This is a genomic window from Pseudomonas anguilliseptica, assembly GCF_021375795.1.
Lineage (GTDB): Bacteria > Pseudomonadota > Gammaproteobacteria > Pseudomonadales > Pseudomonadaceae > Aquipseudomonas > Aquipseudomonas anguilliseptica_A.
Genome location: NZ_JAEIOI010000001.1, coordinates 331,606 through 350,996, shown reverse-complemented (window position 1 = coordinate 350,996; position 19,391 = coordinate 331,606). Strand labels below are relative to the sequence as shown.

General features: G+C 61.7%; 18 protein-coding genes. 13 read left to right on the top strand and 5 right to left on the bottom strand.

All coding sequences use genetic code 11. From position 1 onward, the window contains the following. The first annotated feature begins 76 nt into the window (after window positions 1-76). Entirely contained in the window at window positions 77-1,072 is a 996-nt protein-coding gene (locus tag IOD17_RS01625; RefSeq protein WP_233683371.1) for a hydrolase, read from the top strand. Window positions 1,073-1,074: 2 nt separating this feature from the next. Here IOD17_RS01625 and IOD17_RS01620 read toward each other — a convergent pair whose 3' ends face one another. Beyond that, a complete protein-coding gene (locus tag IOD17_RS01620; RefSeq protein ID WP_233683370.1) occupies window positions 1,075-1,734 on the bottom strand; it encodes a TetR/AcrR family transcriptional regulator in 660 nt (219 codons plus the stop codon). A gap of 236 nt (window positions 1,735-1,970) precedes the next feature. Here IOD17_RS01620 and IOD17_RS01615 point away from each other — a divergent pair, with 236 nt between their 5' ends. The 6 genes from IOD17_RS01615 (at window position 1,971) to ggt (ending at window position 8,316) form a co-directional block, all read left to right on the top strand. Beyond that, on the top strand, window positions 1,971-3,413 hold the full coding sequence (locus IOD17_RS01615; RefSeq protein ID WP_233683369.1) for a coniferyl aldehyde dehydrogenase: 1,443 nt from the start codon (window positions 1,971-1,973) through the stop codon (window positions 3,411-3,413). A 54-nt stretch (window positions 3,414-3,467) separates the two neighbouring features. Continuing rightward, window positions 3,468-4,013 carry a twin-arginine translocation pathway signal protein gene (locus IOD17_RS01610; protein WP_233683368.1) on the top strand — a complete coding sequence of 182 codons (546 nt, stop codon included), beginning with the start codon at window positions 3,468-3,470 and terminating at the stop codon, window positions 4,011-4,013. A gap of 43 nt (window positions 4,014-4,056) precedes the next feature. Then, window positions 4,057-5,652 carry a GMC family oxidoreductase gene (locus IOD17_RS01605; RefSeq protein ID WP_233683367.1) on the top strand — a complete coding sequence of 532 codons (1,596 nt, stop codon included), beginning with the start codon at window positions 4,057-4,059 and terminating at the stop codon, window positions 5,650-5,652. Between the two features lie 122 nt (window positions 5,653-5,774). Then, window positions 5,775-6,254 (top strand): pantetheine-phosphate adenylyltransferase, encoded by a 480-nt coding sequence (gene coaD / locus IOD17_RS01600; protein WP_233683366.1) that lies wholly within the window; start codon window positions 5,775-5,777, stop codon window positions 6,252-6,254. Between the two features lie 113 nt (window positions 6,255-6,367). Beyond that, window positions 6,368-6,619: a YfhL family 4Fe-4S dicluster ferredoxin gene (locus IOD17_RS01595; RefSeq protein ID WP_090250215.1), complete on the top strand. Its 252-nt coding sequence runs from the start codon at window positions 6,368-6,370 to the stop codon at window positions 6,617-6,619. Next, a complete protein-coding gene (gene ggt, locus IOD17_RS01590) occupies window positions 6,616-8,316 on the top strand; it encodes a gamma-glutamyltransferase (protein ID WP_233683365.1) in 1,701 nt (566 codons plus the stop codon). Before IOD17_RS01595 ends, ggt begins: the two co-directional genes overlap by 4 nt. A gap of 112 nt (window positions 8,317-8,428) precedes the next feature. Here ggt and IOD17_RS01585 read toward each other — a convergent pair whose 3' ends face one another. From IOD17_RS01585 to IOD17_RS01570, 4 genes are all read right to left on the bottom strand, one after another. Then, window positions 8,429-8,767 (bottom strand): multidrug transporter, encoded by a 339-nt coding sequence (locus IOD17_RS01585; protein ID WP_233683364.1) that lies wholly within the window; start codon window positions 8,765-8,767, stop codon window positions 8,429-8,431. Window positions 8,768-8,843: 76 nt separating this feature from the next. Then, window positions 8,844-9,422 carry a lysophospholipid acyltransferase family protein gene (locus IOD17_RS01580; RefSeq protein WP_233683363.1) on the bottom strand — a complete coding sequence of 193 codons (579 nt, stop codon included), beginning with the start codon at window positions 9,420-9,422 and terminating at the stop codon, window positions 8,844-8,846. Window positions 9,423-9,504: 82 nt separating this feature from the next. Then, on the bottom strand, window positions 9,505-10,317 hold the full coding sequence (gene mutM, locus IOD17_RS01575; RefSeq protein ID WP_233683362.1) for a bifunctional DNA-formamidopyrimidine glycosylase/DNA-(apurinic or apyrimidinic site) lyase: 813 nt from the start codon (window positions 10,315-10,317) through the stop codon (window positions 9,505-9,507). A gap of 79 nt (window positions 10,318-10,396) precedes the next feature. Continuing rightward, complete coding sequence (locus IOD17_RS01570; RefSeq protein WP_233684491.1) at window positions 10,397-11,209, bottom strand: HDOD domain-containing protein; 813 nt, start codon at window positions 11,207-11,209, stop codon at window positions 10,397-10,399. 186 nt (window positions 11,210-11,395) lie between these two features. On the opposite strand from IOD17_RS01570, the gene IOD17_RS01565 reads away from it, so the two are divergent. The 6 genes from IOD17_RS01565 (at window position 11,396) to ilvD (ending at window position 19,371) form a co-directional block, all read left to right on the top strand. Beyond that, window positions 11,396-12,592, top strand: coding sequence for a class I SAM-dependent rRNA methyltransferase (locus IOD17_RS01565; protein ID WP_233683361.1), 1,197 nt, complete (start codon window positions 11,396-11,398; stop codon window positions 12,590-12,592). A 274-nt stretch (window positions 12,593-12,866) separates the two neighbouring features. Then, entirely contained in the window at window positions 12,867-13,982 is a 1,116-nt protein-coding gene (locus tag IOD17_RS01560; protein WP_233683360.1) for an ABC transporter ATP-binding protein, read from the top strand. Between the two features lie 36 nt (window positions 13,983-14,018). Beyond that, window positions 14,019-15,092: an ABC transporter substrate-binding protein gene (locus IOD17_RS01555; RefSeq protein ID WP_233683359.1), complete on the top strand. Its 1,074-nt coding sequence runs from the start codon at window positions 14,019-14,021 to the stop codon at window positions 15,090-15,092. A gap of 54 nt (window positions 15,093-15,146) precedes the next feature. Continuing rightward, window positions 15,147-16,379, top strand: coding sequence for an ABC transporter permease (locus IOD17_RS01550; protein WP_233683358.1), 1,233 nt, complete (start codon window positions 15,147-15,149; stop codon window positions 16,377-16,379). Between the two features lie 10 nt (window positions 16,380-16,389). Then, window positions 16,390-17,244, top strand: coding sequence for an ABC transporter permease (locus tag IOD17_RS01545; protein ID WP_233683357.1), 855 nt, complete (start codon window positions 16,390-16,392; stop codon window positions 17,242-17,244). Window positions 17,245-17,523: 279 nt separating this feature from the next. Further along, window positions 17,524-19,371, top strand: a complete 1,848-nt coding sequence (ilvD, locus tag IOD17_RS01540) for a dihydroxy-acid dehydratase (RefSeq protein WP_233683356.1) — start codon at window positions 17,524-17,526, stop codon at window positions 19,369-19,371. Window positions 19,372-19,391 lie beyond the last annotated feature (20 nt).

The following is a 19,391-nucleotide window of genomic DNA, read 5'->3' as shown; positions in this document are numbered from 1 at the left end:
TTCGCCCTACTCATATAGCTTCCGTTTCACCGCCCAGGGCCCTAGCCTGAGCGCTTTCCCCAAGCGATACCATTCCATGAGCACGCCCTTCAAACCCGCCTGGTGGCTGCCCGGCCCACATTTGCAAACCCTGTGGAACCCGATGTGCCGCCAGCCGGCGAAACTGACGCGCACCCGCGAGCGGCTGTGGTTGGAGGATGGCGACTTTCTCGACCTGGACTGGCACGGCCCGCACCAGGCCGACGCGCCGCTGGTATTGGTGCTGCATGGCCTGACCGGCTCGTCCGACTCACTCTATGTGCTGGGCTTGCAGCAGCAACTGGCGACCCAGGGTTGGGCCAGCGTGGCGCTGAACTGGCGCGGCTGCTCCGGCGAGCCGAACCTGCTGGCGCGGGGTTATCACTCCGGCGCCAGTGAGGATCTGGCAGAAACCGTGCGCCACCTGCGCGCCCAGAGACCCATGGCACCGTTGTATACCGTGGGTTATTCGCTCGGCGGCAATGTGCTGCTCAAGTACCTCGGCGAAACGGGCGCAGACAGCCAGTTGCAGGGCGCGGTGGCGGTGTCGGTGCCATTTCGTCTGGATCAATGCGCCGAGCGTATCGGCATGGGCTTTTCCAGGGTCTACCAGAGCCACTTTATGCGCGAGATGGTGGCCTACGTGAAAGACAAGCAGCGCCTGTTCGCTCATCAGGGCATGGCCGACCGGCTGTCCACCCTGGAGAAACTTGGCCCGCTGGACAATATGCGCACCTTCTGGGATTTCGACGGCCGTATCACCGCACCGCTGCACGGTTACGCCGATGCCGAGGACTACTACCGGCGCGCCTCCAGCCGCTACTTCCTCGGCCGGATAGAGACGCCAACGCTGATTATCCAGGCCGCCGACGACCCCTTCGTCTTCGCCCACAGCCTGCCCGAAGCCAGCGAACTGTCGCCCAGCATCGACTTCGAACTGCACGCCCACGGCGGTCATGTCGGCTTTGTCGAGGGCAGCCTGCGCAAACCGGGTTATTACCTGGAGCGGCGCATTCCGCAGTGGCTGGCCGAGCAGGCAGCCAAGCCGCTCTAGGCTCAGATCACCTGATCCAGCGGCACATGCAGCTTGGCATACAGCGCTTCCACCGCTTCGCGTGATTGCGGGGCAGTGTAGCCGCCTTCCAGCGCCAGCACCTGGTAAATGCCACGACGCAGCATCTCCTGGCTGAGGTCGCCGGGGTTGCCGCGGGTGGTGCAGAGAAAGCGCACCCAGGAGGTCATGACGATCCAGCTGTTGAGGGTCAGCGCCTCGATCTGCGCCGCATCCATCAGCAGGATGCCGGCCTCGACAAAGCCCTGATAGATGCTCTGCGCCTGCCTCAGGCCGCGCTGAGCGAACAGCCGGTAGCGCTCGGCCAGGGCCGGGTCACTGTCGAGCAGGTGCTCCAGGTCACGGTGCAGAAAGCGGTAATGCCACATCGCTGCCAGCAGCGCTTCGAGGTAGAAAGTCTTGTCCTGCACCGTCAGCGCACGGCCTTCAGGGCGGCGCAAAAAGGTGTCCACCTGGCTTTCATAGAGAGCAAACAGTTCGGCGATGATCGCCTGCTTGTTACGGAAGTGGTAGTACAGGTTGCCCGGTGAAATCCCCAGGTGCGCGGCGATATGGTTGGTGGTGACACTGCGCTCGCCCTGCGCATTAAACAGCGCCAGGCTTTCCTGAATGATGCGTTCGCGGGTTTTCAGTGGGGCTGACATAACGGCTCGATCTCAACTCAAAAGCCCGGCAAAGGTACACGCAGAAACAGCCAAAGTGTTACCCGCGCGCCAATTGGCCTGCGGCACCAACTGTTTGATCGGCTGCGTCCGTCGGCTGACCACGGCATCCTATTTGACAGATTAGAGCAATTGCTCTAAAAATCCAGCACACCTTTCCTGCAGCGACCTCAGCCCATCTGACGCACTGCACCGCTGGAATGCCGAGGAGCAATAACATGGTCGCCGACGTCGCTTACCTTGAACAAAGCCTGCAGCAGAGCCAACAACAACTCAGTCAGTTGCAGCAAAGCTTTGCCCTGCAGCGCCAGGCTTTCAAGGCCAACCCGATGCCCTCAGCCGAGCAGCGCATCCAGTGGCTCAACGCCCTGCGCGACCTGCTCAGCAACGAGCGTGAGGCACTAATTCGCGCCATCTCCCAGGATTTCAGCAACCGCAGCGCCGATGAAACCCTGCTCGCCGAGCTGATGCCCAGCCTGCATGGCATCCACTACGCTACCAAGCGCATCAAGAAATGGATGAAGCCTTCACGGCGCAGTGTCGGTATGCAATTTATGCCGGCCTCGGCCAAGGTCATCTACCAACCGCTGGGTGTGGTCGGGGTGATCGTGCCGTGGAACTACCCGCTGTTCCTCGCCATCGGCCCACTGGTTGGCGCGCTGTCGGCCGGCAACCGGGTGATGATCAAGATGAGCGAATCGACGCCGGCCACCTCGCAGCTGGTCAAGGAGCTGCTGGCCAAGGTGTTCCCGGAAGACCTGGTTAGCGTGGCCCTCGGCGAGGCGGAAGTCGGCATGGCCTTCTCCAAACTGCCGTTCGATCATCTGCTGTTCACCGGCGCCACCAGCATCGGCAAGCACGTGATGCGCGCCGCTGCCGACAACCTGACTCCGGTAACCCTGGAGCTGGGTGGCAAGTCACCAGCCATTGTCAGTGCCGACGTACCACTGAGCGATGCCGCCGAACGTATCGCCTTCGGTAAGACCATGAACGCCGGCCAGACCTGCGTCGCCCCGGATTACGTGCTGGTACCGAAAGACCGCGTCGACGGCTTTGTCGAGGCTTACCGCAATGCGGTGCAGGGCTTCTACCCGGCGCTGGCGGACAACCCGGACTACACCGCAATCATCAACGAGCGTCAGCAGCAGCGCCTCAATGGCTACCTGCAAGATGCCGAGAGCAAAGGCGCAACCATTATCCCGCTGTACCCACAGGCCCAGGGCCGGCGCATGCCGCATGCCGTGCTGCTCAACGTGAGCGATGAGATGAAGGTGATGCAGGACGAGATCTTCGGCCCACTGCTGCCGATCATCCCCTACAACACGCTGGAAGACGCCTTCGTCTTTATCAACGAGCGCGACCGGCCGCTGGCGCTGTACTACTTCGGCTACGACAAGACCGAGCAGCAGCGCGTGCTGCACGAGACCCACTCCGGCGGCGTGTGCCTCAACGACACCCTGCTGCACGTGGCCCAGGACGACATGCCGTTCGGCGGCGTTGGCCCGTCCGGCATGGGGCATTACCACGGTCATGAAGGCTTCCTGACTTTCAGCAAGGCCAAGGGCGTGTTTATCAAGCAGCGCTTCAACGCCGCCAAGATGATCTACCCGCCTTACGGCAAAGCCCTGCAAAAGCTGGTGTACAAGCTGTTCGTTCGCTAACCCCACCCTGCCCTGGCTTGCCAGGGCAACGGCCTGATCCGGTGATAACAATAAATGCACAACACCACGTTTGACGCGCCGGCCCTGTCACGGCGCAGCCTGCTCAAGGTCGGCCTGCTCGGCACCGCGCTGCTCGGCACGGCAGGGCTGACGGCTACCCTCAGCGGCTGTTCGGCCAGTACACCGAAAGCTGGCTTTGCCGTGATTCGCGAAACTGACCTGGCGTTTCTCCAGGCGCTGATCCCGGTGATGCTCGCCGGAGCGGTGACCCCGGCGCAGATGTCCCAGGCCGTTAGCGGCACCATCGCCAGTCTTGATTACAGCCTCAACCACCTGTCGCCGGAGATGCTCAAGCTCACCGTGCAGCTGTTTGACGTGCTGGCCCTGCCGATCACCCGTGGCCCGCTGACCGGCGTCTGGGGCAGCTGGGAAAATGCGTCGCCGACCGATGTGCAGGCGTTTCTCGAACGCTGGCAGAACAGCTCGATCGGCCTACTTAAGATGGGCCACGCCTCGCTGCTGCAACTGGTGATGATGAGCTGGTACAGCCGAGCCGAGTCGTGGGCACACTGCGGCTACCCCGGGCCACCTACAGTCTGACCTTGCATCATCTCTAATAAGAATTCGCCTGAGAGCACCCTAAATGCCTGTACCCGACAGTTTCAAAGAAGGCCTGGCCCGTGGCTGGAAGACTTACAACGGCTCACGCCTGGACAGCGACCTGACCCTGGAAGCCGACGTGGCCATCGTCGGCAGCGGCGCTGGTGGTGGCACCACGGCGGAGATTCTCAGCGCCGCCGGTTTCAAGGTGCTGCTGATCGAGGAAGGCCCGCTGAAGACCAGCGACGACTTCAAGATGCTCGAAGACAAGGCCTACGCCAGCCTCTACCAGGAAGGCATCGGCCGCATGAGCAAGGATGGCGCCATCACCATCATGCAAGGCCGCGCCGTGGGCGGCACCACGCTGATCAACTGGACCTCGAGCTTTCGCACTCCCGCCCCAACCCTGGAGCACTGGGCCAAGGAGCATGGCGTCAAAGGCCACAGCCCCGACGAAATGGCGCCCTGGTTCGAACAGATGGAGCAGCGCCTCGGTGTCGCGCCCTGGGCCGTACCGCCGAACGCCAACAACGCGGTGATCAGCAGCGGCTGCGAAAAGCTCGGCTATGAGTGGAAAGTCATACCGCGCAACGTGCGCGGCTGCTGGAACCTCGGTTACTGCGGCATGGGCTGCCCGACCAATGCCAAACAGTCGATGCTGGTCACCACCATTCCGGCCACCCTGGATAAAGGCGGCGAGTTGCTCTACTTGGCCCGCGCCGAGCGTCTGCTGATCGACGGCGACAAGGTCACGGGCATCGAATGCTTCGGCATGGATGAGCGCAGCGTTGCGCCCACTGGCCGCAAGATCACGGTCAAGACCAAGCATTACGTCCTCTCCGGCGGCGGCATCAACACGCCGGGGATTCTCCTGCGCTCGAATGCACCGGATCCACATCAACGCACCGGCAAACGCACCTTCCTGCACCTGGTGAACTTCTCCGCCGCCCTGTTCGAGCAGGTGATCAACCCGTTCTACGGCGCACCGCAGTCGATCTACTCCGACCATTTCCAATGGGACGACGGCACCACTGGGCGCCTCTCCTACAAGCTCGAAGTACCGCCGCTGCAACCGGCGCTTACTGCCACCCTGCTCGGCCGCTTCGGCATCGACAATGCCATGCGCATGGAACAGCTACCCAACACCAACGTGATGCTTGCCCTGCTGCGCGACGGCTTTCACCCGGAGAGCGCCGAAGGCCGTGTGGAGCTGCGCGGCGACGGCAGCCCCGTGCTCGACTACCAGATGACCGACTACACCTGGGACGGCGTGCGTCGTGCCTTCCACACCATGGCCGAGATCCAGTTTGCCGCCGGGGCCAAGGCGGTGCTGCCGCTGCATGCTGACGCCGGTTACGTGAAAACCCTGGCTGAGGCCAAGAGCCTGATCGATAACCTCAGCCTGGAGCTGTACCGCACCCGCCTGGGTAGTGCCCACGTGATGGGCGGCTGCGCCATGGGTGAGGACCCGCAGCAGGCCGTCACCGACAGCCTGGGTCGCCACCACCAGCTGAGCAACCTGTCGATCCATGACGGCTCGCTGTTCCCCACCAGCATCGGCGCCAACCCGCAGCTGTCGATCTATGGGCTAACCGCCAAACTCGCGAGCAAACTCGCCGAGCGCCTCAAGACCGCCTGATAGCGAGGTATTCACGGGCCCTTGTCGGCCCGTGAATCGCGCGGATCGATGGCACCTGACTTGGCCACGGGGAAACGCTGCGCTACCATCCGACTCCCCAACGGACCCGCCAGGACGTCACGATGAATCGAGTGTTATACCCAGGCACCTTCGACCCCATCACCAAGGGGCACGGCGACCTGGTCGAGCGTGCCGCACGGCTGTTCGACAGCGTGATCATTGCAGTGGCTGCCAGCCCGAAGAAGAACCCGCTGTTCAGCCTGGAGCAACGCGTCGAGCTGGCCCGCGAAGTCACTAAGCACCTGCCCAACGTGGAAGTGGTGGGTTTCTCCACCCTGCTGGCGCACTTTGCCAAGGAGCAGGGCGCGAACGTATTTCTGCGCGGTCTTCGTGCGGTGTCTGACTTCGAATACGAATTCCAGCTGGCCAATATGAACCGCCAGCTCGCGCCGAACGTGGAAAGCCTGTTCCTCACCCCGTCGGAAAAGTATTCGTTTATCTCCTCGACCCTGGTCCGCGAAATCGCCGCACTGGGCGGAGATATCTCCAACTTCGTGCACCCGGCCGTCGCCGCCGCGCTGACCGAACGTTTCAAACGCTGAGCCATTACCGCACGGCCGCGTGCATGCGCGGCCTCGATGCGGCACAATTTGCCCTACCGTTTTATGTACACATCTAGGCTGCACCTGCGGGGCGCAGCAGGAGTGGTTCTGTCATGTCCCTGATCATCACCGACGACTGCATCAACTGCGACGTCTGCGAACCCGAATGTCCCAATGCTGCGATTTCCCAGGGCGAAGAAATTTACGAAATCGATCCCAATCTGTGCACCGAATGCGTCGGTCACTATGACGAGCCCCAGTGCCAGCAGGTCTGCCCGGTAGATTGCATCCCACTCGACGAGAACAATGTCGAGAGCAAGGATGAGTTGATGCAGAAGTACCTGATCATTACCGGCAAAGCATGAAGAGCGGCCGCCTGATCCGCGGCCTTCTGCCCTGGCGCACCCTGTTTGCTGCGCTTGCCCTACTTTGCGCCCTCGAGCTGCAGGCCGCCGTTCAGCCTGAACGCATCGCCATTGCCAGCGCCCACCCCGCCGCCACCGTGGCCGGCCAGGAAACCCTGGCCCTGGGCGGTAACGCCTTTGATGCCGCGGTGGCCATCAGCGCCGCGCTGGCGGTGGTCGAGCCTTACGGCTCAGGCTTGGGCGGCGGCGGTTTCTTTCTGCTGCGCGAAGCCGGCGACTCACCGACCTATCGCTTTCTCGATGCCCGCGAACGCGCTCCGCAAGCCGCCCATGCCGACCTGTACCGGGTCGACGGCAAGATCAATAAAGACCTTTCACTGAATGGCGCGCTGGCCGCCGCTATTCCCGGCCTGCCAGCCGCACTGGTCGAGCTGGCCGAGCGCTTCGGCCGTCTACCATTACGCGACTCACTGGCCCCGGCAATCCGCCTGGCCAGCAGCGGCGTGAGCATCGACCGGGTCTACCGAGAACGCGCGGGCTGGCGTCTCGAAGCCATGCGCCAGGACGTGGAAAGCGCGCGAATCTTCCTCGACAAGGGGGAAATTCCTGAGGAGTACGGCCTGCTGCGCCAGCCAGAGTTGGCGCGTACTCTTGAATTGCTTGGTACAAAGGGCCTGCAGGGCTTCTACGCCGGCACGGTGGCCGAGCAACTGGTCAAGGCTGTGCATGATGCAGGCGGTATCTGGACCCTCAAGGACCTGGCCGACTACCGCATCGTTGAACGCCAGCCGCTACGCGTTGCACTGGAGCAGGGCCGTGAGCTGATCAGCGCGCCGCCGCCATCGGCTGGCGGCATTGCCCTGGCGCAAAGCCTGCTGATCCTGCAGCAATTGCCCTGGCGGCAAGCAGACAGCGTGCAGCGCACCCATCTGATCGTCGAAACCTTGCGACGCGCCTATCGAGATCGCGGCTTGCTGGGCGATCCCGACTTTGTTCATAACCCCGTGCAGCAGTTGCTCGACCTGACATACCTGCAGCAACTGGCCAGCAGCATCGACCCACAACGCGCGACACCGAGCAGCAGTCTGCCGCCCAGCAAGGCCTGGCAGGAAGGTGATCACACCACCCACTTCTCGGTGCTCGACAGCGAGGGCAATGCGGTGGCGGCGACCCTATCGATCAACCTGCCGTTTGGCGCGGCTTTTACAGCACCCGGCACCGGGGTGCTGCTGAACAATGAAATGGATGATTTTGCCGCCGATGTACAAGGCAGTAATGCCTACGGCCTAAGCGGCAGCCAGGCGAACAGCATCGCCGCCGGCAAGCGGCCGCTGTCGAGCATGAGCCCAAGCTTTATCGAAAACGCTGAAGAGTTCGCCAGCTTCGGCACGCCGGGCGGCAGCCGCATACCCAGCATGGTGCTACTGGCGATGCTGGAGTATCTGGATAAGCAGCCAATCGAACACTGGCCGGCGGCGCGCTTCCACCATCAGTTTATGCCCGACGTGATCGAGCATGAGCCACAGGCCTTCTCCGCCGCAGAAACCTCAGCGCTGACAGCGCTCGGCCATCAACTGAAGTCCACAGGCAGGCCGTACGGTAACCAGCAAGTGCTGCTCTGGAACAAGGTCAATGGCGCAGTCAAGGCTGCCAGCGATCCACGCGGCATCGGCCTGGCAGTTCCCGCAAAGCAGTAACACAGCGACACATCGGAGGCCTCAATTACTGGCCTTTTTTGACTCCGCTGAAATGCAAACGGCCTCTCGCTCTGTCAGAGACGAGAGGCCGTTTGGCGGCAGAAAAACCGAATCAGTCTTTCTTGTAACCGCTGGTGGTACAACCCAGGCAACGTACAAAAGCAGCTTCGCCTGGCTCCAAAACAAGTGCTTTTCCAGCATCAGCGATATTGCCGCCCGCCGCTGAGAATGGCAGCGTGACAACAAACACACCCGCCCCAATAGCCGTAGCCGCGATCAGCAGCGGACGGGCAATCAGTAGATCGCCAACCATGGAAAATGCTGCTGGGTATTCAGTGGTATACATCGGGTCGCCGCTAGTGTTCTGCTGCGCCACGTCAGCGTGAGCTGGCAGGGCCAGCAAGCCAGTGGTCAGCGCCAGAGCAGCAGCGGTGGAGCGGAACAATTTCATGGGGCGATCCTTCAGCTATTAGGAGGCGGTGGAACTAACTATAACAGCGCATTGGCAATTGTCAGCGTGATGGCCGTCAATCGCCATAAAAGGCATATTCAGGTTTTTTCGGAATGAAGGGGCGGTAAAACGCCAGAATTGCCTTGATATCGGCCGCTTCATCTCCCGTCGGTACAAAGGTCGGGCCGATAAAAACCCGGCGATTCTGATAGTCCAGCGCTCCCAGCACAATCGGTACGCCGGCGCCGAGGGCAATATGATAGAAACCCATCTTCCAGCGCTCGACCTTCTTACGCGTGCCTTCGGGCGAGAGGATCAGCATAAATTGCTGATGCTCGGCAAAGGCCCGTACTGCCTGCTCGACAGTATTGCCCTGGCGTTCACGGCGGATGGCGATACCGCCCCACAGGCGCATCAGAGCACCGAACGGCCAGCGGAAGATGGTGTGCTTGCCGAACCAGCGGGCATTGAGGCGCAAAACGAACTTCACCGCGATAAAAATCACGAAATCCCAGTTGGAGGTGTGGTGCGCCCCAATCACCACAAACTTGTCGAGCTTCGGCAGTTCGCCTTCGATACGCCAACCCATCAGTTTCAGCGCCACACGACCGACCCACTCAGCCAACGGGTTACGGGGCAGATAGTTACCGGACATCAATAAACCTCGGTGTTTCTTATTGTTGTGTAATCCGTTTCGCAGCTGGTTACCGGTGCGACTCTAGCCCGGCGCAACAACCCTAGCGTTGGCAGCGCGGACAATAAACACTGGCACGCTGGCCCAGTTTGACCTCGCGCAGGGTGCTGCCGCAGTTCTTGCAGAACTCACCGCCGCGCCCGTAGACGAACAGCTCCTGCTGGAAATACCCCGGCTGACCATCGCCGCCGACAAAGTCGCGCAACGTGGTGCCACCACGCTCGATGGCATAGGCGAGGATGCGCTTGATTTCATCCGCCAATTTTAGATAACGCGCCCGCGATACCGAACCGGCTTCACGGCGCGGGTCGATACCGGCGGCAAACAGCGCTTCGCTGGCGTAGATGTTGCCCACGCCCACCACCACCGCGTTATCCATGATGAACGGTTTGACCGCCATGGCGCGACCACGGGACAGCTGAAACAGCCGTTCGCCATCGAACAGATCGGTCAGAGGCTCTGGGCCTAGCTTACTGAGCAGCACATGCTCCAGCGGCTCACGGCTCCAGAGCAGCGCACCGAAGCGCCGTGGATCGGTGTAGCGCAGGGCCAGACCGGATTCCAGTTCGATATCCACGTGCTCATGCTTGGCCGCCGGCAGGCCGCACTCGACCAGACGCAGGCTGCCGGACATTCCCAGATGGCTGATCAGCGTGCCGGTTTCAGCCTTGATCAACAGGTATTTGGCACGTCGCTCAACGCCCTCGATGCGCTGCCCCGACAACTGGATATCCAGGTCCTCGGGAATCGGCCAGCGCAGGCGCCGTTCACGCACGACAACCCGACTGACGCGCTGGCCCTCAAGGTAGGGCGCGATGCCGCGGCGAGTGGTTTCTACTTCTGGAAGTTCTGGCATGGCAGGTCGTCAGGTGAGCCGAAAATCGGGCGCTCACCTTAGCAGGAATGCACACAAGCGACGAGACAGGCAGCCTGGGCTAGTTTGCGCCCATGTCGCGGATACTCTCGCGCAGGTTCTCGAAGTCGTACTCCGAGAGCCCGACATACTCAAGCACCATCTGCTCGATGCTCTGCCATTCAAAATCATCGGACTGGTTACCCAAAACCCGGTGACTGGCGCAAATGTGCTCGGCCATCTTGAGGATCGCCAACAGGGTTTTCAGCTGCGCATCGCGGCTGGAGTCTTCGGTGAAGATCGCCAGCGCGTTGTGGTGACTGGCGATGGCTTCGCACAGGTGCAACGGCAGGTTCCATGACTTGGCAGTGAAATAACCGACCACAGCATGGTTGGTGTTGAGCAGACGGTTCTCGGTATCCACTATCCGGCGTTCATCAGTAGCACTGGCATAGGCCTCTTCCAGCACCGTCATGTAATTGGGGAAGCGCTTGAGCATCAGCGGGATGCCACAATTGTGAAACAAACCGAGGGTGTAGGCCTCGTCCGGTGAGTGATAGCCGATGCGCTTGGCCAGAGTCAGGCAGGTCATCGCCACATCCTGGGCGGTGTCCCAGAAGCGGTTGAGGGTAACGATGGCTTCGTCAGTCAGCTCGCCACGGATCGACTGCGCGTTGATCAGGTTGATTACCGTATTGCAGCCCAGCAGGTTGACCGCCTGCTGAATCGAGGCGATGCGATTGGTCAGGCCGAAGAACGGCGAATTCACCAGTTTCAACAACGCACCTGACAACCCCGGATCCTGGCTGATCAGCTTGGCGATGGCGCGCAGGTCTGGGCTGGGCATCACCTGTTCCATCTGCAAATCCACCATGATCTGCGGCTGCGGCGGCACGCTGATGCCTTGCAGCACCTGCTGGATATATTCGGCGGAAAGCTCTTGAGGCATGACAGGCACAACCGGAGTGTGAGGTGTGACACAGTCTAGCTAAAGCCGCAAAACTTCCACAGGCGACTTTTGTAACCGACGCGCGCTTTATGAAACCGCTATAATTCCGCTCTTTTTTCGGAGTCCCCCAGCATGTCCCTGCCCAGCCTGCGCCTGAAAGCCAACGCCGATCGACGCCTGCGCGCCGGCCACCTGTGGGTCTACAGCAACGAAATCGACGTCACCGCCACGCCGCTGAGCGGTTTTGCCGCAGGCGACCAGGCGGTCCTCGAAGCGGCAGGCGGCAAACCGCTGGGCATCGTCGCGATGAGCCCGAACAACCTGATCTGCGCGCGCCTGCTGTCGCGTGACGTCAAGCACGTGCTGGACAAGTCTCTGCTGGTGCACCGCCTCAACGTCTGCCTGAGCCTGCGTGAGCGGCTGTTCGACAAGCCTTGCTACCGCTTGGTGTACGGCGACTCCGACCTGCTGCCGGGGCTGGTGGTTGACCGTTTCTTCGACATTCTGGTGGTGCAACTGGCCTCCGCCACCATGGAACGCCACAAGGATGACGTGCTGGCTGCGCTGATCCAGGTGTGCAAACCCAGCGGCGTCCTGTTCAAGAACGACTCCGCCGCCCGTGATGCCGAAGGCCTGGAGCGCTATGTCGACACCGCCTTCGGCGTAGTACCGGAATGGGTGGCCCTGGAAGAGAACGGCGTTAAATTTGAAGCACCGGTGATCGAGGGGCAGAAGACCGGCTGGTTCTACGACCACCGCATGAACCGCGCGCGCCTGGCGCCCTACGTTAAGGGCAAGCGCGTTCTCGATCTGTTCAGCTACATCGGCGGCTGGGGCGTGCAGGCGGCAGCCTTCGGCGCCAGCGACGTGATGTGCGTGGACGCTTCCGGCTTTGCCCTCGACGGTGTGGAACGCAACGCTGCACTGAACGGTTTGACCGACCAGGTCGCCTGCGTCGAAGGCGATGTGTTTGAAGCGCTGAAACAGCTGAAATCCGCCGAAGAACGCTTCGACGTGATCATCGCCGACCCACCCGCCTTCATCAAACGCAAGAAAGACCAGAAGAACGGTGAAGGCGCCTACCGTCGCCTCAACGAACAAGCCATGCGCCTGCTCAACAAAGACGGCATCCTGGTCAGTGCCAGTTGCTCCATGCACCTGGAAGAAGACAACCTGCAGAACATCCTGCTGACCAGCGCGCGCCATCTGGATCGCAATATCCAGCTGCTCGAACGTGGCGCCCAGGGCCCGGATCATCCGGTGCATCCAGCCATCAACGAGACCCGCTATATCAAGAGCCTGACCGTACGCCTGCTGCCCAGCAGTTGAACAGTACGCACCTGCTGAGTGCAGCTCAGCAGGTGCTTCTTTCTCTCCCGCCTTGTTACCACTCCCCACACCGCCTGGCGCAACCCCGCGCCTGGGCTAGGCTTACCCCCCAGTAACCACGCCATCGCAACACAGCGGTGTCCACTGGCACAGTGCTTGCGTAATTTGATCATTCAAACAAGTACCCGTTACCACAGACGACGGGCTTGCGGATCCAAGCATGCAGCCAACGGCCACAAGCGGCTGGCTGTTCAGAGCACAATCGGGGAGGGGTATGGCTGACCAGGCTGGGGATAAAGCATTCCTGCAATTCACCAACGTCAAGAAGACCTACGACCACAAGCATCTGGTGGTCAAGGACTTCAACCTGGATGTGGCCAAGGGCGAATTTATCACCCTGCTCGGCCCCTCCGGCTCGGGTAAAACCACCTGCCTGATGATGCTCGCCGGGTTCGAGGACGTGACCAGCGGCGAAATCCTGATCAACGGTCGCTCGGTCACCAGCATCGCCCCCTACCAGCGCAATATCGGCATGGTGTTCCAGCAGTACGCGCTGTTCCCGCACATGACCCTGCGCGAAAACCTCGCCTACCCACTGAAAATCCGCAAGCAACCCAAGGACGTGATTCGCGCCAAGGTTGATGAGTACCTGTCGCTGGTCGAGCTGCTGGATTTCGGCAACCGCTTCCCTGGCCAACTCTCCGGCGGCCAGCGTCAGCGCGTGGCTCTGGCCCGTGCGCTGATCTTTGCCCCGGACATCGTGCTGATGGACGAACCCCTCGGCGCGCTGGACAAGAAACTGCGCGAGCAGATGCAGTTCGAGATCAAGCGCCTGCACGAGCAACTTGGCTTCACCGTGATCTACGTGACCCACGACCAGACCGAAGCGCTGACCATGAGCGACCGTATTGCCGTGTTCAACAACGGCATCGTCCAGCAGTGCGCGCCGCCCCACGTGCTCTACGAGCGCCCGGCCAACCTGTTCGTCGCCGACTTTATTGGCGAGAGCAACAAGCTCAAGGGCGTGATCGAAAGCGTCGGGGCCGACAACGTACAGGTACGCCTGGATGACGGCGGCCTGGTCAGCACCCTGAAAGCCAACTGCACCGAAATCGGCCAACCCACCACAGTGTCGATCCGCCCGGAAAAACTCAGCTTCACCGACCGCCTCGGCAGCGCCGGCAATCAGGTCATGGCGCGCTTCGTCACCCGGCATTACGTTGGCGAATACATCCGCTACCACTTCGAAACCGCCGGCGGCACCGAGTTGGTGGTCAAGAACATGAACGACAGCAGCGCCCCGCAACTCAGCGCCAAGCAAGAAGTCGCCCTGGCCTGGCTACCGCAGGACAGCCAGGCCCTGGATCGCCCCGCCGCCAGCACACCCTGACCCCATAACTAGAAGCAGAAGCAATGGAGCACAGCAATGGCTAGAACACTGACCACCCGCTTTTCCACCTTCGCCCTCGCCGCAGCCCTGGGCACGGCAAGTTTTGCCGCCAGCGCCCAGGAAACCCTGACCGTGGTGTCATGGGGCGGAGCCTACGGCGCCGCACAACAGAAGCACGTGATTGACCCCTTCCAGAAAGACACAGGCAACAAGGTGCTGTTCGAGGACTACACCGGTGGTGTGGCCGAGATCAAAGCCCAGGTCGAGTCCGGCAATATCCAGTGGGACGTGGTCGACTTCGAAGTGATCGACCTGGAGCGTGCCTGCTCCGAAGGCCTGCTGGAAAGCATCCCGCGCGACATCCTGCCGCCCGGTATCGATGGCGTACCGGCGGAGAAGGACTTTATCCCCGAGGCCCTGGCCAGCGACTGCGCGGTCGGCAACATCGTCTGGTCGGTGGTCTTCGCCTACAACGAGAAGACCATCGGCGGCACCAAGGCCGCGAGCATCAGCGACTTCTTCGACACTAACAAAATCCCTGGCAAGCGCGCCCTGCGCAAACGCCCGCAAGTGAACATGGAATGGGCGCTGCTGGCCGATGGCGTGCCACCGGGCGAAGTCTATGACGTGCTGTCGACGCCGGAAGGCCAGGCCCGCGCCTTTGCCAAGCTGGACACCATCAAGAAGGACATCGTCTGGTTCGACTCCTGGTCGCAAGCTCCGCAACTGCTCAACGACGGCGGTGCCGTGCTGGTGCAGTCGGCCAATGGCCGCTTCTATGATTCCATCCGCCAGGAGAACAAGCCCTTCGTTATCGTCTGGGACGGCCACGTCTACGACCTCGACGCCTGGGCCATCGTCAAAGGCTCGAAGAAGAAAGACCTGGCGCTGAAATTCATCGCCTACGCCACCGGCTCCACCCCACTGGCCGGCATGCCGGACGTGGCCTACGGCCCGACGCGTAAATCGTCCATGCCGCTGGCTGACCAGAGCGCGGCCCCGCACCTGCCAACCGCACACCTGGATAAAGGTATCCAGGCCGGCTCGGACTTCTGGGCTGACTATGGCGAATCCCTCGGTGAAAAATTCAACGAGTGGCTGTTGAAGTAACCCGCCATGCCCCCTCTCTTCAGGGAGAGGGGGTCGGCTCTGCGGAGTAACACCTTGTCCTCTCTGACCCGCTCCGAAGCCAGCCAGGCCTCCAGTGCACGCAACAAGAAGCGCCTCACCGCCTTTCTGTTCGTCGTGCCGCTGCTGGTGTTTATCCTGCTGTCCTTTGTCGCCCCGATTGCCAGCATGCTCTGGCGCAGCGTCCATCACCCGACGGTGGCCGCAATGATTCCGCTGACCCTGCACGAGCTGCAACGCTGGGACGGCAAAGCCACACCTGATCAACAAACCCTGAGCGTGTTCGCCCAGGAGCTGCACGCACTGGCCAAAGAGCGCCAGTCCGGCAAACTGGCCGAAGAGTTCAACCGCGCCTCGGCCGGCATGTCCAGCGTGGTCAAAGCCAGCGCCCGCAAGCTTGGCCGCCTGCAGGCCGAACAACTTGAGCAGCAGGGTGCTGAAATTCTGCTCAAGTCGCACCGCAACTGGAGCAAGCCGGAAATCTGGTACGCCATCCAGCGTGCCGGCAAACCCTACACCTATGATTACTACCTGACCGCGCTCGACTTGGAGCTACACCCCGAGCAAGGCATTCAGGTACGCGAAGACACACAAATTTATCTACAGCTATACAGCAAGACCCTGAACATGGCGCTGGTTATCACCCTGTTCTGCGCCTTGCTCGGCTACCCGCTGGCCTACTACCTGGCCGGTCTGCCGGAGAACCGCGCCAACTTGCTGCTGGTGCTGGTGTTGCTACCGTTCTGGACCTCGCTGCTGGTGCGTACCACCGCCTGGATCGCGTTGCTGCAGACCAACGGAGTGATCAACTCCTTTCTGCTCGGCATCGGCGTGATCGGTCAACCCATCGAGATGCTCTACACCTCGTTTGCCACTGTGGTGGCGATGACCCACATCCTGCTGCCGTTCATGATCCTGCCGCTGTACAGCGTGATGCGTGGGATTGACCCCAGCTACCTGCGTGCCGCGCTGTCACTGGGCGCACGGCCGATTCCGGCCTTTGCGCGCATCTACTTCCCAATGACCTTACCCGGCCTGAGCGCCGGGGCGCTGCTGGTGTTCATCATTTCCGTGGGCTACTACATCACCCCAGCGCTGGTCGGCGGCACCGATGGGCAAATGATCAGCAACATCATCGCCTTCCATATGCAACGCTCGAACAACTGGGAACTGGCCGCCGCACTGGGCTCGCTGCTGCTCGGTCTGATCCTGCTGCTGTACTGGCTGTACGACCGCTTTGTCGGCGCCAGCAATATCAAACTGGGCTAAGGAACTGACCATGAAGATTCCCGCCTACTACGGCTTCTGGCACCACCTCGGCGCCTGGCTACTGAAAACCAGCTCCTGGCTGGTGCTGCTGTTTCTGATCCTGCCGATCCTGGTGATCATCCCGCTGTCATTCAACGTCGAGCCCTTCTTCAGCTTTACCGAAGGCATGCTCACCTTGCAGCCCGAGGCCTATTCACTGCGCTGGTACACGGCCATCTTCAATGACGACAAGTGGCTGCTGGCGATCAAGAACAGCTTTCTGATCGGCCTCTTCGCTACCCTGATTGCCACTGTACTCGGCACCTGCGCGGCGGTCGGTCTGGCCCGCGACGATATGCCCGCGCGGCGGCTGATCACCGCGCTGCTGCTATCACCGATGATCGTGCCGCTGATCATCACCGCCGCCGGGATGTTCTTCTTCTATTCCAACCTGGGCCTGGCCGGTAACTACCTCGGGGTGATCATTGCTCACGCCGCGTTGGGCACACCGTTTGTGATCATCACCGTGACGGCCACCCTCACCGGCTTCGACTACAGCCTGGCCCGCGCCGCGCTGAACCTCGGTGCCACGCCGCTGCGGGTATTCTTCGACATCATCATGCCGCTGATCCGCCCCGGGGTGATTTCCGGCGCGCTGTTCGCCTTTATCACCTCGTTCGACGAGGTGGTGGTGATCCTGTTTATGGCCGGCCCGCAGCAGCGCACCATCCCGCGGCAGATGTTCTCGGGCCTGCGCGAGCAGATCAACCCAAGCATCCTGGCCATCGCCACCTTGCTGATCCTGGTGTCCATCGCCCTGCTGGTGACCATCGAGCTGCTGCGTCGCCGCGCCGAGCGCATGCGCGGCATCGAGCAGATCAGCTAACACACCCGCCAAAACCGCGCGCCGCTGAGCGCGCCGGCCTTCCTTGCGAACGCGCCAAGGGATTAGAATCGATCCTCTCCTGCCCTATCCAGGCGGACTTTGTAGCCCAGCCACGCCAGCGCCCACCCCGCGTCAGGCAGCGCCCCGGCCCGACAAATGCGCACTTGCGTTTGCCTTGGGCCTGAACCCGGCTCAACATACGCATCAACAGCCCGTTGCCCGCACAGCGTTATTGCCTGTGCACGCGTGACCTGAATAGCCTTTGCAGGATTTATCGCCATGCCTGATTACCGCTCGAAGACCTCCACCCACGGCCGCAACATGGCCGGTGCCCGTGCCCTGTGGCGCGCCACCGGGATGAAGGACGAAGACTTCAAGAAACCGATCATCGCCATCGCCAACTCCTTCACCCAGTTCGTGCCCGGCCACGTGCACCTGAAGGACCTCGGCCAGCTGGTCGCCCGCGAGATCGAGAAGCATGGTGGCGTAGCGAAAGAATTCAACACCATCGCCGTGGACGACGGCATCGCCATGGGCCACGACGGCATGCTCTATTCGCTGCCGAGCCGCGAAATCATCGCCGACGCTGTCGAGTACATGGTCAACGCCCACTGCGCCGACGCCATCGTCTGCATCTCCAACTGCGACAAGATTACCCCCGGCATGCTGATGGCCGCCCTGCGCCTGAACATCCCGGTGATTTTCGTTTCCGGCGGGCCGATGGAAGCCGGCAAGACCAAACTGGCCAGCCACGGCCTGGACCTGGTCGACGCCATGGTCATCGCCGCCGACAGCACCGCTTCGGATGAAAAAGTCGCCGAATACGAGCGCAGCGCCTGCCCGACCTGCGGCAGCTGCTCCGGCATGTTCACCGCCAACTCGATGAACTGCCTGACCGAAGCCCTGGGCCTGGCCCTGCCGGGCAATGGTTCGACCCTGGCTACCCACAGCGACCGCGAGCAGCTGTTCCTCACCGCCGGGCGCACCATCGTCGAGCTGTGCAAACGCTACTACGGCGAGAACGACGCATCGGTACTGCCGCGCAACATCGCCAACTTCAAAGCGTTCGAGAACGCCATGATGCTCGACATCGCCATGGGTGGTTCGACCAACACCATCCTGCACCTGCTGGCCGCCGCCCAGGAAGCCGAGATCGATTTCGACCTGCGCGATATCGACCGCCTGTCCCGCGTTGTGCCGCAACTGTGCAAGGTCGCGCCGAACATCCAGAAGTACCACATGGAAGACGTGCACCGCGCGGGCGGCATCATGAGCATCCTCGGCTCGCTGGCCCGTGGCGGCCTGCTGCACACCGACCTGCCGACCGTGCACAGCAAGTCTGTAGCCGAAGCCATCGCCAAGTGGGACATCACCCAGACCAACGATGAAGCCGTTCACACCTTCTTCAAGGCTGGCCCGGCGGGCATCCCGACGCAGACCGCGTTCAGCCAGTCGACCCGTTGGGACACCCTGGATGACGACCGGGAAAATGGTTGTATTCGTAGCGTCGAGCACGCTTATTCCAAAGAGGGTGGACTTGCAGTGCTGTACGGCAACATCGCCCTCGACGGCTGCGTGGTGAAAACCGCCGGTGTGGATGAGTCGATCCACATCTTCGAAGGCAGCGCGAAGATCTACGAGAGCCAGGACAGCGCCGTGCGCGGCATCCTCGCCGACGAAGTGAAGGAAGGCGACATCGTCATCATCCGCTACGAAGGCCCGAAAGGCGGCCCGGGGATGCAGGAAATGCTGTATCCGACTTCTTATCTGAAGTCCAAGGGTCTGGGCAAAGCCTGCGCCCTGCTCACCGACGGCCGCTTCTCCGGCGGCACCTCGGGTCTGTCCATCGGCCACGCCTCGCCGGAAGCCGCCGCAGGCGGTGCCATCGGCCTGGTGCGCGAAGGCGACAAGATCCTGATCAATATCCACGAGCGCAACATCAACCTGCTGGTCAGCGATGAAGAGCTGGCCGCACGCCGCGTGGAACAGGACAAGAAAGGCTGGAAGCCGGTGGAAGTACGCCCACGCAAAGTCACCACAGCACTCAAGGCCTACGCCCTGCTCGCCACCAGCGCCGACAAGGGCGCCGTGCGCGACAAGGCACTGCTGGAAAAACTGGTGCCGTAAGCCAGTCTGCAATACGCAAA